Origin of the sequence: Salicibibacter halophilus, from assembly GCF_006740705.1 — a bacterium.
Taxonomy (GTDB): Bacteria; Bacillota; Bacilli; order Bacillales; family Marinococcaceae; genus Salicibibacter; species Salicibibacter halophilus.
This window is the reverse complement of sequence record NZ_CP035485.1, coordinates 2,064,367-2,076,783: the sequence shown is the minus strand read 5'-3', so window position 1 is coordinate 2,076,783 and position 12,417 is coordinate 2,064,367. Positions and strand designations below refer to the sequence as shown.

Annotated in this window: 24 protein-coding genes; all 24 read left to right on the top strand. The window is 47.2% G+C overall.

Annotated features, from left to right (window positions below):
• Position 1 precedes the first annotated feature (1 nt).
• The gene (gene rplP, locus EPH95_RS10140) at positions 2-436 is read left to right on the top strand and encodes a 50S ribosomal protein L16 (RefSeq protein ID WP_142089654.1); all 435 of its coding nucleotides are present in this window, start codon (positions 2-4) and stop codon (positions 434-436) included.
• Complete coding sequence (gene rpmC / locus EPH95_RS10135; protein ID WP_142089651.1) at positions 426-629, top strand: 50S ribosomal protein L29; 204 nt, start codon at positions 426-428, stop codon at positions 627-629. Before rplP ends, rpmC begins: the two co-directional genes overlap by 11 nt.
• A gap of 18 nt (positions 630-647) precedes the next feature.
• The gene (gene rpsQ / locus EPH95_RS10130; protein ID WP_142089649.1) at positions 648-911 is read left to right on the top strand and encodes a 30S ribosomal protein S17; all 264 of its coding nucleotides are present in this window, start codon (positions 648-650) and stop codon (positions 909-911) included.
• 30 nt (positions 912-941) lie between these two features.
• Positions 942-1,310, top strand: a complete 369-nt coding sequence (gene rplN / locus EPH95_RS10125) for a 50S ribosomal protein L14 (protein WP_142089647.1) — start codon at positions 942-944, stop codon at positions 1,308-1,310.
• A 54-nt stretch (positions 1,311-1,364) separates the two neighbouring features.
• Complete coding sequence (rplX, locus tag EPH95_RS10120) at positions 1,365-1,673, top strand: 50S ribosomal protein L24 (RefSeq protein WP_142091577.1); 309 nt, start codon at positions 1,365-1,367, stop codon at positions 1,671-1,673.
• A gap of 30 nt (positions 1,674-1,703) precedes the next feature.
• Entirely contained in the window at positions 1,704-2,243 is a 540-nt protein-coding gene (gene rplE, locus EPH95_RS10115) for a 50S ribosomal protein L5 (RefSeq protein WP_142089645.1), read from the top strand.
• 27 nt (positions 2,244-2,270) lie between these two features.
• Positions 2,271-2,456 (top strand): type Z 30S ribosomal protein S14, encoded by a 186-nt coding sequence (locus EPH95_RS10110; RefSeq protein WP_142089643.1) that lies wholly within the window; start codon positions 2,271-2,273, stop codon positions 2,454-2,456.
• 30 nt (positions 2,457-2,486) lie between these two features.
• Positions 2,487-2,885, top strand: coding sequence for a 30S ribosomal protein S8 (rpsH, locus tag EPH95_RS10105; protein WP_142089640.1), 399 nt, complete (start codon positions 2,487-2,489; stop codon positions 2,883-2,885).
• Positions 2,886-2,914: 29 nt separating this feature from the next.
• The gene (gene rplF, locus EPH95_RS10100; protein WP_142089638.1) at positions 2,915-3,451 is read left to right on the top strand and encodes a 50S ribosomal protein L6; all 537 of its coding nucleotides are present in this window, start codon (positions 2,915-2,917) and stop codon (positions 3,449-3,451) included.
• Positions 3,452-3,501: 50 nt separating this feature from the next.
• On the top strand, positions 3,502-3,864 hold the full coding sequence (gene rplR / locus EPH95_RS10095) for a 50S ribosomal protein L18 (RefSeq protein ID WP_142089636.1): 363 nt from the start codon (positions 3,502-3,504) through the stop codon (positions 3,862-3,864).
• Positions 3,865-3,885: 21 nt separating this feature from the next.
• Positions 3,886-4,383 carry a 30S ribosomal protein S5 gene (rpsE, locus tag EPH95_RS10090; RefSeq protein WP_142089634.1) on the top strand — a complete coding sequence of 166 codons (498 nt, stop codon included), beginning with the start codon at positions 3,886-3,888 and terminating at the stop codon, positions 4,381-4,383.
• 12 nt (positions 4,384-4,395) lie between these two features.
• Positions 4,396-4,584 (top strand): 50S ribosomal protein L30, encoded by a 189-nt coding sequence (rpmD, locus tag EPH95_RS10085; protein ID WP_142089632.1) that lies wholly within the window; start codon positions 4,396-4,398, stop codon positions 4,582-4,584.
• 31 nt (positions 4,585-4,615) lie between these two features.
• A complete protein-coding gene (gene rplO, locus EPH95_RS10080; protein ID WP_142089630.1) occupies positions 4,616-5,056 on the top strand; it encodes a 50S ribosomal protein L15 in 441 nt (146 codons plus the stop codon).
• The gene (secY, locus tag EPH95_RS10075) at positions 5,056-6,351 is read left to right on the top strand and encodes a preprotein translocase subunit SecY (protein ID WP_142089628.1); all 1,296 of its coding nucleotides are present in this window, start codon (positions 5,056-5,058) and stop codon (positions 6,349-6,351) included. Before rplO ends, secY begins: the two co-directional genes overlap by 1 nt.
• 44 nt (positions 6,352-6,395) lie before the next feature.
• Positions 6,396-7,052, top strand: a complete 657-nt coding sequence (locus tag EPH95_RS10070) for an adenylate kinase (RefSeq protein WP_142089626.1) — start codon at positions 6,396-6,398, stop codon at positions 7,050-7,052.
• On the top strand, positions 7,049-7,795 hold the full coding sequence (gene map / locus EPH95_RS10065; protein WP_142089623.1) for a type I methionyl aminopeptidase: 747 nt from the start codon (positions 7,049-7,051) through the stop codon (positions 7,793-7,795). Before EPH95_RS10070 ends, map begins: the two co-directional genes overlap by 4 nt.
• 88 nt (positions 7,796-7,883) lie before the next feature.
• Positions 7,884-8,102 (top strand): translation initiation factor IF-1, encoded by a 219-nt coding sequence (gene infA / locus EPH95_RS10060; RefSeq protein ID WP_114373692.1) that lies wholly within the window; start codon positions 7,884-7,886, stop codon positions 8,100-8,102.
• Between the two features lie 66 nt (positions 8,103-8,168).
• Positions 8,169-8,282, top strand: coding sequence for a 50S ribosomal protein L36 (gene rpmJ, locus EPH95_RS10055; RefSeq protein ID WP_114373695.1), 114 nt, complete (start codon positions 8,169-8,171; stop codon positions 8,280-8,282).
• 21 nt (positions 8,283-8,303) lie between these two features.
• Entirely contained in the window at positions 8,304-8,669 is a 366-nt protein-coding gene (gene rpsM / locus EPH95_RS10050) for a 30S ribosomal protein S13 (protein ID WP_142089621.1), read from the top strand.
• A 15-nt stretch (positions 8,670-8,684) separates the two neighbouring features.
• Positions 8,685-9,077: a 30S ribosomal protein S11 gene (rpsK, locus tag EPH95_RS10045; RefSeq protein ID WP_142089619.1), complete on the top strand. Its 393-nt coding sequence runs from the start codon at positions 8,685-8,687 to the stop codon at positions 9,075-9,077.
• Between the two features lie 149 nt (positions 9,078-9,226).
• Entirely contained in the window at positions 9,227-10,171 is a 945-nt protein-coding gene (locus EPH95_RS10040; RefSeq protein WP_142089618.1) for a DNA-directed RNA polymerase subunit alpha, read from the top strand.
• Between the two features lie 39 nt (positions 10,172-10,210).
• Positions 10,211-10,567 (top strand): 50S ribosomal protein L17, encoded by a 357-nt coding sequence (gene rplQ, locus EPH95_RS10035; protein WP_142089617.1) that lies wholly within the window; start codon positions 10,211-10,213, stop codon positions 10,565-10,567.
• Between the two features lie 163 nt (positions 10,568-10,730).
• Positions 10,731-11,567, top strand: coding sequence for an energy-coupling factor transporter ATPase (locus EPH95_RS10030; protein WP_142089615.1), 837 nt, complete (start codon positions 10,731-10,733; stop codon positions 11,565-11,567).
• A complete protein-coding gene (locus EPH95_RS10025; RefSeq protein ID WP_142089613.1) occupies positions 11,543-12,415 on the top strand; it encodes an energy-coupling factor transporter ATPase in 873 nt (290 codons plus the stop codon). Before EPH95_RS10030 ends, EPH95_RS10025 begins: the two co-directional genes overlap by 25 nt.
• Positions 12,416-12,417: the final 2 nt, after the last annotated feature.

Here is a 12,417-nt window from a genome sequence, read left to right as displayed (position 1 = left end):
CATGTTAATGCCTAAACGCGTGAAGTACCGCCGCCAAATGCGTGGACGTATGAGAGGCCGTGCTAAAGGCGGCACGGAAATCACATTTGGTGAGTATGGCCTGCAGGCCATAGAACCAGCATGGGTCTCAAACCGGCAGATTGAAGCCGCGCGTATCGCGATGACTCGTTATATGAAACGTGGCGGTAAAGTTTGGATTAAAATTTTCCCCGATAAACCTTATACTGCAAAACCTTTGGAAGTCCGAATGGGTTCCGGTAAAGGTGCGCCGGAAGGTTGGGTAGCCGTGGTTAAACCCGGCAGGATTATGTTCGAAATCGCAGGTGTCGATGAGGAAGTGGCACGAGAAGCATTGCGTCTTGCATCCCACAAACTTCCAATCAAATGCAAATTTGTGAAACGTGAAGAAATGGGTGGTGAGGCAAATGAAGGCTAATGAAATCCGGGAAATGACTACGACGGAAATTGAACAAGAAACGAAATCATTAAAAGAAGAACTGTTCAACCTTCGTTTTCAACTGGCAACCGGTCAGTTGGATAACCCTGCCCGCATCCGTAACGTTCGAAAAGCAATCGCCCGTGCCAATACCGTTTTGCGAGAAAGAGAACTTGGCATAAACCGAGGGTAAAAAGGAGGTAGCTGACAAATGAGTGAACGTAATGACCGAAAAGTACGGATCGGCCGTGTGGTTTCCGATAAAATGGATAAAACAATTACCGTTGTCGTTGAAACGTATAAAGTAGATAAGCTGTACGGCAAGCGTGTCCGTTCTTCAAAAAGATTCAAAGCACACGACGAAAATAATGAAGCGAAAGCAGGCGACACTGTAAAAATCATGGAGACACGCCCGTTATCCAAAGATAAATACTTCCGCCTCGTTGAAATCGTCGAAGAATCAGTGATTATTTAAGACATCTTTGATTGAAGGGAGGCCGTGAAAATGATCCAGCAGGAATCTAGGCTAAAAGTTGCCGATAATTCAGGTGCACGGGAAGTGCAATGCATTAAAGTGCTCGGAGGTACCGGACGAAAAACCGCAAACATCGGGGACATGATCGTCTGCACTGTTAAGAACGCAACACCAGGAGGCGTTGTCAAGAAAAATGAAGTTGTTCGCGCGGTTATCGTTCGCTCACGCAGTGGTGTGAGACGAACCGACGGTTCTTACATTCGATTTGATGAAAACGCAGCTGTCGTGATCCGGGATGACAAAAGCCCAAGAGGTACACGGATATTCGGCCCGGTCGCGCGTGAACTTCGTGATAGCCAGTATATGAAAATTATCTCGTTAGCACCGGAAGTGCTTTAAAACTTGGAAGAAACAGGATGAGGGAGGTGCGAACCAATGGCAAAACAACCGAAATTGCATGTGAAAACAGGCGATAAGGTGCAAGTGATTACCGGGAAAGATAAGGGCACGGAAGGCGAGGTCATCCAAGCTTACCCAAGCCGCGAACGCGTCCTTGTCCAAGGTGTTAACTTGGTGACCAAACACATGAAACCTTCACAGGATAACCCCCAGGGGGGCATCGAGAATATGGAAGCGCCTATCCATGTATCGAATGTTATGCTCATTGACCCTAAACACGGAGAACCTACCCGGATCGGTTACAAAACCGAAGATGGCAAAAAGGTACGTGTTGCAAAAAAATCCGGAGAGGTTATTGACTAGTAGCGCTTGTTGAAAGGAGGCCCGAAAAAAATGAACGCTTTAAAAGAACGTTATAAAGATGAAATTGTGCCCCGCTTAAACGACCAATTTAATTATTCATCGGTAATGGCGGTCCCGAAGATCGAAAAGATCGTGATCAACACGGGCGTGGGCGAAGCTGTATCCAACCCGAAAACATTGGATAATGCCATGGAGGAACTTTCTTTAATCACAGGGCAAAAACCGATCGTAACCAGGGCAAAGAGATCGATCGCCGGATTTAAATTGCGTGAAGGGAATCCGATCGGTGCGAAGGTAACGCTGCGTGGCACGCGTATGTATGACTTCCTGGAAAAATTGATTCACGTATCCTTGCCTCGTGTTCGTGATTTCCGCGGAATTTCAAGCAAAGCATTCGATGGTCGCGGAAATTATACGCTCGGTGTGCGGGAACAGTTGATTTTTCCGGAAATTGAATATGACAAGATCGACAAAGTCCGCGGAATGGACATCGTGATCGTGACGACTGCCGAAACAGATGAGGAAGCAAAAGCTTTGCTTACACAAGTGGGCATGCCTTTTCAACGATAAAATAAAAACGTAAGGAGGGAATGCATTTTGGCTAGAAAAGCGATGGTCGAAAAGCAAAAGAAACCTCAAAAATTTAAGGTTCGCGAATACACCCGTTGTGAACGATGCGGGCGGCCGAACGCTGTATTTCAAAAGTTTAAGCTTTGCAGGATTTGTTTCCGCGATCTTGCGTATAAAGGCCAGATCCCCGGTGTCAAAAAAGCAAGCTGGTAAAACCTGAAAGATGGAAGGAGGTTTATCATTATGGTTATGACAGATCCGATTGCCGATATGCTTACAAGAATTCGCAACGCCAACACCGTGCGTCATGATAAGCTGGAATTACCGGCATCAAATTTGAAAAAAGAAATTGCGAAGATCCTTAAGCGTGAAGGGTATATTCGCGATGTAGAATTCGTGGATGATAAAAAGCAAGGGGTTATCCGTATTTTTCTTAAGTACGGGCAGGGAGATGAACGGGTTATCTCCGGATTGAAAAAAATTAGCAAACCGGGATTGCGTGTTTATACCGGTTCCGATGAAGTTCCCCGCGTATTGAACGGATTGGGCATCGCGGTTATATCGACTTCATCAGGCGTAATTACGGATAAAGAAGCCCGCCAACAAAACATCGGCGGCGAAGTACTCGCCTACGTATGGTAAGAATGAAGCGAATGGAGGTGTAATGTAAAATGTCACGTATCGGTGTGTTACCGTTAGAAGTGCCGGAAAGTGTAACGCTTACGGTTAATGACGGACATGTAACGGTTAAAGGCCCAAAAGGGGAATTGGAACGCCAATTTAATTCAGGTATCACGATCACCCATGAAGATGGGGTCGTTACAACCACTCGTCCATCTGATAAGAAGGATCACCGTTCCATGCATGGAACAACGAGAAGCCTCATCGCAAACATGGTGAAAGGTGTAACAGACGGTTTTGAAAAAAGCCTTGACCTAGTCGGTGTCGGTTATCGTGCATCAAAATCAGGCAACAAACTCGTGCTCAACGTCGGTTATTCACACCCGGTTGAAATTGAAGAACCGGAAGGCATCGAGTTTGAAGTGCCATCCAACACAAGAGTGCTTGTAAAAGGGATCGACAAACAATTGGTTGGAGCCGTCGCTTCGGATATCCGATCCGTTCGCAAGCCGGAGCCCTATAAAGGAAAAGGGGTTCGCTACACAGATGAAACGGTGCGAAGCAAAGTTGGAAAAACAGGTAAATAAACCGAAGCTACTTGCTGCCTGATGAAGGCAGGAAAGGAGGAGAGTCTTTCATGGCGACAAAAACCAATAAACAATCGGCGCGCAAACAACGTCATAATAGAATACGAAAAAAGTTAAGCGGAACTTCGGAACGCCCGCGCTTAAATGTTTTTCGTTCTTCCAGCCATATCTATGCCCAACTTATTGATGATATAGAGGGTGAAACGTTGGCATCTGCGTCCACGTTAGACAGTGATTTTAAACAGGAAAACGGTGGAAACGTCAGTGCTGCCAAAGATGTGGGAACACTTATTGCAAAGCGCGCGCGTGAAAAGGGATATGAAGATGTCATTTTTGACCGTGGAGGCTATATCTATCACGGTCGCGTAGCGGCATTGGCTGATGCTGCACGTGAGGAAGGCTTGAAATTTTAAAGCATGAAGGAGGGACAATCTATGGCCATTGATCCGAACAAACTTGACTTGGAAGAACAAGTTGTTGCTATAAACCGTGTTTCTAAAGTGGTAAAAGGCGGTCGAAGCTTTCGCTTTGCAGCGATTGTCGTTGTTGGTGACCGCAACGGACATGTAGGTTTTGGCATCGGGAAAGCCAATGAGGTACCCGAGGCGATTCGTAAAGCAGTGGAAAATGGGAAGAAAAGTCTCATTAAAGCCCCCCGTGTGGGCACGACGATCCCTCACGAATTGGTAGGGCGTTATGGAGCCGGCAAAGTTTTGTTGAAACCTGCAGCTGAAGGTACAGGGGTTATCGCCGGAGGTCCTGTGCGTGCTGTTCTTGAACTTGCCGGGGTAAGTGATATTCTTTCAAAATCCCACGGTTCAAGTAACCCGATTAATATGGTCCGTGCCACGCTACAAGGTTTGAGCGAATTGAAAACAGCTGAAAATATTGCCAGACTACGCGGCAAAAGCGTTGAAGAATTGCAAGGATAGGAGGGAGTACAAGTGGAAAATAAACTGGAAATCACCCTCATCCGCAGTCTGATTGGCAGACCGGAAGACCAGCGTGTAACGGTACGGACATTGGGACTGCGCAAAGTAAACCACTCGGTGATCCAAAAGGACGATCCTGCCATTCGCGGAATGGTTAACAAAGTATCCCACCTTGTAAATGTAAAAGAAATTAGCAATTAAGGGAACGCTTCAAGACAGGAGGTGTGAAAAGATGAAATTGCACGATTTGAAACCAGCGGAAGGCTCTCGAAAAAAAGGCATTCGTCCCGGACGGGGGTACGGCTCCAAACGCAGTAACACGGCCGGCCGTGGGGAACACGGACAAAAATCTCGTTCAGGCGGAAATGTACGGCCGGGTTTCGAAGGTGGACAAAACCCTATTTACAAACGGTTGCCGAAACGCGGATTTACAAACCCAACTCGGAAGGCTTATACCGTTGTGAATATAGAAACGCTCAATCGTTTTGAAGAGGGGACGGAGGTTACACCGGAGCTGCTCATCGAGACAGGAACCGTCAAAAAGGAAAACGATGGCATTAAAATCCTTGGGGATGGCCAATTGGAAACAAAGCTGACAGTAAAAGCCAATAAATTTTCTGCCTCTGCAGTTAAGGCAATCGAAGCAGCCGGCGGTCGAACCGAGGTGGTTTAATGTTTAAGGGCTTAGCCAATATATTTCGCGCAGAGGATCTGCGGCGGAAAATATTCTTCACCCTGGCAATGCTTATCGTCTACCGTATCGGTACATTCATCCCGATTCCGGGATCCGACAGCGATGTTCTGCAATTCCAGGGGGAAGCATCGGCTTTCGGCTTTCTTGACACATTTGGCGGGGGAGCACTCGGAAACTTCTCCATCTTTGCGATGGGTGTCTTCCCTTATATTACTGCTTCCATCGTCGTCCAACTCTTGCGGATGGATGTTGTTCCGAAGTTTACAGAGTGGTCGAAGCAAGGGGAAGCAGGGAGAAGGAAACTGGCACAGTTCACTCGTTACTTCACCGTTGTGTTGGCGTTCATCCAGGCGTTGGCGATGTCTATCGGTTTTAATGCCCAATTTCCTGGACTTATTCCGGACCCCGGAGTTACCACCTTTCTGCTTATTGCTCTCATCATGACCGCAGGGACCACCTTTCTGATGTGGTTAGGGGAGCAAATTACGGCTAAAGGAGTGGGGAATGGGATTTCGATTATGATTTTTGCCGGTATTGCTGCCGGCATCCCAAATGGGCTTAATCAAATTTATGCCACGCAAATCGAAGGTGCAGGCGAGCAATTGTTTATGGGCATTGTTACCATCCTTTTATTAGCACTTGCTGTATTGCTGGTTATCGTTGGAGTTGTGTTTGTGCAGCAAGCCATTCGAAAAGTGGCGATCCAATATGCGAAAAGGGTGGTCGGCCGTCAATCAACGGCAGGTGCACAATCAACGCACCTTCCACTGAAGGTGAACTCCGCTGGGGTTATTCCGGTCATCTTCGCGATGGCGTTATTTATCTTTCCACCGACAGTTGCAAGTTTTTTGGGAGAAGACAACGTTGTTGCCCAATGGGTGATCAATAATTTTGATTACACACAACCGGTTGGGGCAATTGTTTACATCGGGTTGATCATTGCCTTTACGTATTTCTATACATTTGTGCAGGTTAATCCGGAAACGATGGCAGAGAACTTGAAGAAGCAAGGCGGTTATGTCCCCGGTATTCGTCCCGGTAAGACGACGGAACATTATATTCGCCATATCCTGTATCGACTTACTTTTGTCGGCTCCCTATTTTTGGCGTCTGTTGCAATTTTGCCGGTGTTCTTTACGACTCAACTCGGATTGCCTGAAGCAATTCAAATTGGAGGCACAGGTTTGCTCATTGTCGTAGGTGTTGCACTGGACACAATGAAACAAATCGAAGGACAATTACTGAAACGCAGCTATAAAGGCTTCATAAAATAAGGAGCAACGAGAGAGTATCAACGCGGGATGTAAGGAGAGGTATAATGGATTTAATTTTAATGGGACTGCCGGGTGTCGGGAAAGGAACGCAAGCCGGTACAATCAGTGAGGAGTATGGAATCCCTCATATTTCTACAGGGGATATGTTCCGGGCAGCCATCAAAAATGAGACCGAACTCGGTAAAAAAGCGAAAAGCTACCTTGACGGAGGAGAACTTGTGCCTGATGAGGTGACCATTGGGATTGTTCGGGAGCGGCTGAGTGAAAAGGATTGCGCAGAAGGATTTTTGCTTGACGGGTTTCCTCGCACGATCCCGCAAGCAGAAGCGCTGGAGAATATTCTTAATGATCTCGATCGCTCGCTCGACTTTGTCATTAACATTGAGGTTCCCAAGGAAACGTTGATTAAACGTCTGGCCGGCCGCCGTGTTTCTCCATCTTCCGGTGAGACGTATCACGTGGATTACAATCCGCCAAAAGTGGATGGGATCTGTGATGTAGATGGCAGCAAGCTCATCCAGCGGGATGACGATAAACCGGAAATGGTGAAAAAACGCCTCGAAGTGAACATTGAACAAACGCAGCCGCTGATTGATTTTTATAGCAAAAAAGGCTATCTCCGCAACATTGATGGTGATCAAGAGATTGATCAAGTGCAAGGGGATATTGTTCAATTATTGGAAGGTTTGCAGCATGCATGATTATTCGTAAAACCGATCGGGAGTTAAAGATTATGCGGTACGCCGGAAAAATTGTGGCTTGGACCCATCAAGAACTTCAACGCCATATTAAGCCGGGGATAACAACCGCTGAACTTGACCAAATCGCAGATCGTTTTATACAATCGTATGATGCCGTTCCTTCATTTAAAGGTTATCATGGATTTACCGGAAGTATTTGTACTTCCGTAAATGAGGAACTTGTTCACGGGGTGCCGGGGAACAGAGTGTTAAAAAACGGCGATATTATTTCCATCGACATTGGAGCGAAGATTCACGGATATCATGGGGATTCGGCGTGGACATATCCAGTTGGTGCAATGACAGCCGAAACAGAACAACTCTTGGATGTAACCCGGAACGCCTTATACAAGGGGCTTGCGGAAGCAAAACCGAAGGATAGACTCTCTAATATCTCTCATGCGATACAGACATTCGTGGAGAAACATGGGTTCTCGGTTGTTAGGGAGTATGTTGGGCATGGTGTTGGTCAAGACTTGCATGAAGACCCGCAAATCCCGCACTTTGGACCCCCCGGGAAAGGAGTCCGTTTGAAACCTGGGATGGTGCTTGCCGTTGAACCGATGGTAAATATGGGCGAGCGTTATGTCCATACTTTGGAGGACAATTGGACAGTGGTCACAACGGATGGAAAAAACTGTGCACATTTTGAACACACGATTGCGATTACGGATACAGGCTATGAAATTTTGACACAAGCCTGATGCCGATGTGTGACTAATGCCATATTGCCCCACGTTATGCAATTTCGTAGAGGGCTACCTGATACTAGGAAGGGAGGAGAGTAAATCCATGGCCAAAGATGATGCGATTGAAGTAGAAGGCACTGTAATCGAGCCTTTGCCAAACGCCATGTTCAGAGTGGAACTGGAGAATGGTCATCGAATACTCGCGCATGTTTCCGGCAAGATCCGCATGCACTTTATCCGTATTTTACCCGGTGATAAGGTTACTGTGGAACTTTCCCCATATGACCTTTCCCGTGGTCGAATTACGTATCGATACAAGTAACAGCCGCAGGAGGGTGCTGTCACAGTTTTTCTGCGATAGTTCCCGATCATGAAGGAGGGAAAGAAAATGAAGGTCAGACCTTCCGTAAAACCCATGTGTGAACGGTGCAAGATCATTCGTCGCGAAGGCACAGTCATGGTGATTTGTTCAAACCCGAAGCATAAACAAAAACAAGGATAACCGCAAAGGAGGTGTACGTTCATGGCACGAATTTCAGGAGTTGACATTCCTCGCGATAAGCGGGTAGTCATTTCACTCACGTACGTTTACGGAATTGGAAAAAGCAATGCCCAAAAAATTCTTGAAGAAGCGGACGTACCGGTGGAAACTCGGGTTCGAGATCTAACGGACGACGAACTCGGTCGCATCCGCACTGCCGTCGGAAACTACACGGTGGAAGGGGACCTTCGCAGGGAGAAGTCTCTCAACGTTAAACGTTTAATCGAAATCGGATCCTATCGTGGCATTCGTCATCGTCGCGGGCTACCGGCTCGTGGACAAAGCACGAAAAATAATTCCAGAACCGCGAAAGGTCCTCGGAAAACCATCGCGAATAAGAAGAAGTAAGGAGGTTTGTAAGCAATGGCTAAACCAAAAGCAGCATCTCGCAAAAAACGCCAACGTAAACATGTCGATTCGGGAGTTGCCCATATTCGCTCCACATTCAACAATACCATTGTTACGATTACGGATACGCAAGGAAATGCATTGGCATGGGCAAGTGCAGGCAACCTTGGTTTTAAAGGGTCTCGTAAATCAACCCCTTTCGCTGCACAAATGGCAGCTGAAACAGCCGCTAAAGGCGCGATGGATCACGGCATGAAAAACGTGGAAGTTGCTGTAAAAGGACCGGGAGCCGGCCGTGAAGCAGCCATCCGTTCACTGCAAGCAACTGGACTTGAAGTGAATGTTATCCGTGATGTTACACCTGTGCCCCATAACGGTTGCCGCCCTCCGAAACGTCGCAGAGTATAACCCCGTAAACCTTTATAAGGTTTGAAAACACCGCTCTCTGTCAATAATGGTGAGACATAGTGAGCATCAAGATAGCGGGCTTTATGTACTGGAAATGGTGAAGTGTGCAATACGGATGCTGACGTTTTGAAGGAGGGTATCATTTAAAGATGATCGAAATCGAAAAGCCGAGCATTGAAACGATTGAAGTCAGTGAGGACGGCAAATATGGGAAGTTTGTTGTTGAACCGCTTGAACGAGGCTATGGAACAACTTTAGGAAACTCCTTGCGTCGAATTCTGTTATCCTCCCTACCGGGATCAGCGATTACGAATATTCAAATCGATCAGGTCCTTCACGAGTTCTCAACCGTGGAGGGCGTCGTGGAAGACGTTACCACCATAGTGTTGAATTTAAAAAAACTGGCGCTCAACATCCATGCCGATGATGAGAAAGTGCTTGAAATCGAAACGAGCGGCGAAGGCACGGTAACTGCGCGAGATATTAACCATGACAGTGATGTTGATATTTTGAATCCCGAACTTCACATCGCCACGCTTAATGAAGGCGCGAGGTTTCATATGAAAATGACCGCTAAACGCGGCCGTGGCTATGTTCCTGCCGAAGGAAACAACCACGAGGACTTGGCCATCGGTGTTCTTCCGATCGATTCGATTTTTACACCGGTTGACCGTGTTAATTTCCAGGTAGAAAACACACGCGTCGGTCAGATCACAAACTATGATAAACTAACGCTGGATGTTTGGACGGATGGAAGTATTCGGCCCGAAGAAGCCGTCTCCCTTGGCGCCAAGATCATGAATGAACATTTAAGCATTTTTATCGGTTTGACGGATCAAGCACAAAATGCGGAAATTATGGTGGAAAAAGAGGAAGACCAAAAAGAAAAAGTGTTAGAGATGACAATTGAAGAACTGGATTTATCGGTACGTTCTTACAATTGTTTAAAGCGTGCAGGCATCAACACTGTACAGGAGCTCACCCAGAAATCAGAAGAAGATATGATGAAGGTGCGCAACCTGGGACGTAAATCGTTGGAGGAAGTGCAAGAAAAGCTCGGCGATTTAGGGCTCGGCCTACGCGATGAAGAGTAACTTTATCCAAGAGAATTGGTCAAAAGGAGGGGAATAACTGTGGCATACAGAAAGCTTGGAAGAAATACTTCAGCACGAAAAGCGTTATTTCGTGATCTCGCAACAGATCTTTTGATCAACGAAAAAATTGTGACCACGGAGGCAAAGGCAAAAGCGCTTCGCCCGATTGTGGAAAAAACGATCACGCTCGGCAAAGGCGGCACCTTGCATGACCGTCGACAAGCTGCTTCATTTATCCGTAAGGAAGCGGCTGATGAAGATCAGGACGCCATTCAAAAATTATTTGATGACATCGGTCCGCGTTATGAAGAACGGCAAGGCGGTTATACACGCATTATTAAAATGGACCCGAGAAAAGGGGACGGCACCCCGATGGCCGTCATCGAACTCGTTTAATAGGTGTGAGGGCAGGACGATTCCAAAGTCACTGTCCTTTTTCTTTTGTAAACCTTCCTAATAAACCGGTTAACAAAAAGCTGGGTTCATGATAAAATTTTATTGGCGTTGCAGCTTTATACATAAAAGCTTTGCTGCAGAAGTGGAAATTGGAGGATGAACAATGCCGCCCCTTATTCAGTGTGAACATCTTTATTTTCGTTATCGGGAAGAACAGGATTTCATTCTGCAAGATCTTTGTTTAAAAATAAATAAAGGCGAGTGGGTGGCATTGTTGGGAACGAATGGCTCTGGAAAATCCACGTTTGCCAGAATGTTAAACGCGCTATTGCAACCGGAGAAGGGTACAGTTTTGATCGATGGTTTGCCTGCGAATGAAGAAGATCATGTTTGGCAAATCCGTCAAAAGGTCGGCATGGTTTTTCAAAATCCGGATCATCAATTTGTTGCTGCCACTGTACGGGACGACATTGCCTTCGGACTTGAAAATGCCGGTATCCCTCGACCGGAAATGCTCAATCGTATTGAGGAAGCAAGTGTGCGGACCGGAATCCAAGACATGCTTTCGGCCGAACCGCATCGGCTATCGGGAGGGCAAAAGCAACGAGCTGCGATTGCAGGCGTTCTTGCCTTGCGCCCGGATATCATGATTTTTGATGAAGCGACATCCATGCTGGACCCGAACGGACGGCTGGAAGTCATGCAAACGATGGCCGAGCTGAATCAGTCCGGAATTACGATCATTATGATTACCCACGAGCTGGAAGAGGCACTGAAAGCAAGCCGGGTAGTTTTTATGGAACAAGGAAGGCCATCGCGGGATCAATCGACCCATGATTTTTTCCAAACCCCTGATTTTTTGCTTTCCCGGTCTTTTACCCTTCCTTATTTTTTACGGATGCAAGTAGCCTTGCAAGCGCAGGGCGTTCATTTGGACCATTTGTCGTTAAGTGAACAAGAATGGGTGGAACGGTTATGCAGATCTCCTTTGAAAGTGTAAGTTATTCCTATATGATTGGGTCTCCGTTTGAAAAACAAGCGCTGGCTGAAGTGAACATCTCCATCGCGTCAAAGACGTTTACGACCCTTGTGGGCAGCACCGGTTCGGGAAAGTCGACGTTAATGCAATTGATCAATGGTTTGTTGCTGCCCACTTCGGGCACCGTCCAATGCGGCAGTTTACGTTTGCATCGAAAATCAAAACGAAAAGAAGTGAAGCCGTTGCGGCGAAAGATCGGCATGGTTTTCCAATATCCCGAGCACCAACTGTTTGGCGCTACTGTTGAAGAAGACATGCTGTTCGGACCAAAGCATCTCGGCTTGGATGTGGAAAGGATTCGCAAGCGGCTTCCCGAACTTCTCGATGTTGTAGGCATCAGCGATGATGTGCTGCCTGTCTCGCCGTTCAACCTCAGCGGGGGGCAAATGAGGCGGGTTGCCATCGCGGGAGTGCTTGCCGCCGACCCTGAAGTGCTGATCCTTGATGAACCTGCTGCCGGCCTTGATCCCGCCGGCCACCGGGCGCTTTTGGATGTATTGAAAGATTGGCATGAGAAGCATGGATTGACGACGATCCTTGTCACGCATGACATGGAAGATGCCGCGCGTTATGCCGATGAGGTCATTGTGATGGGGCCTGCAGGAAAACCGTTAACAAGCGGTGCTCCCGTGCAGGTTTTCCGGGAAGCCGACTTGCTTGCTGATATCGGATTGGCTGCGCCTCCTTCCGTGCGAATCATCCGCAATTTGCGGGAAGCAGGTTGGAACATCGATAACCTCCTGTTGGAACCGGAAGCGTTAGCAGCGGTCGTTGCCGATCAATGGGCAAGTGAAAAAAAAGAGGGATAAAA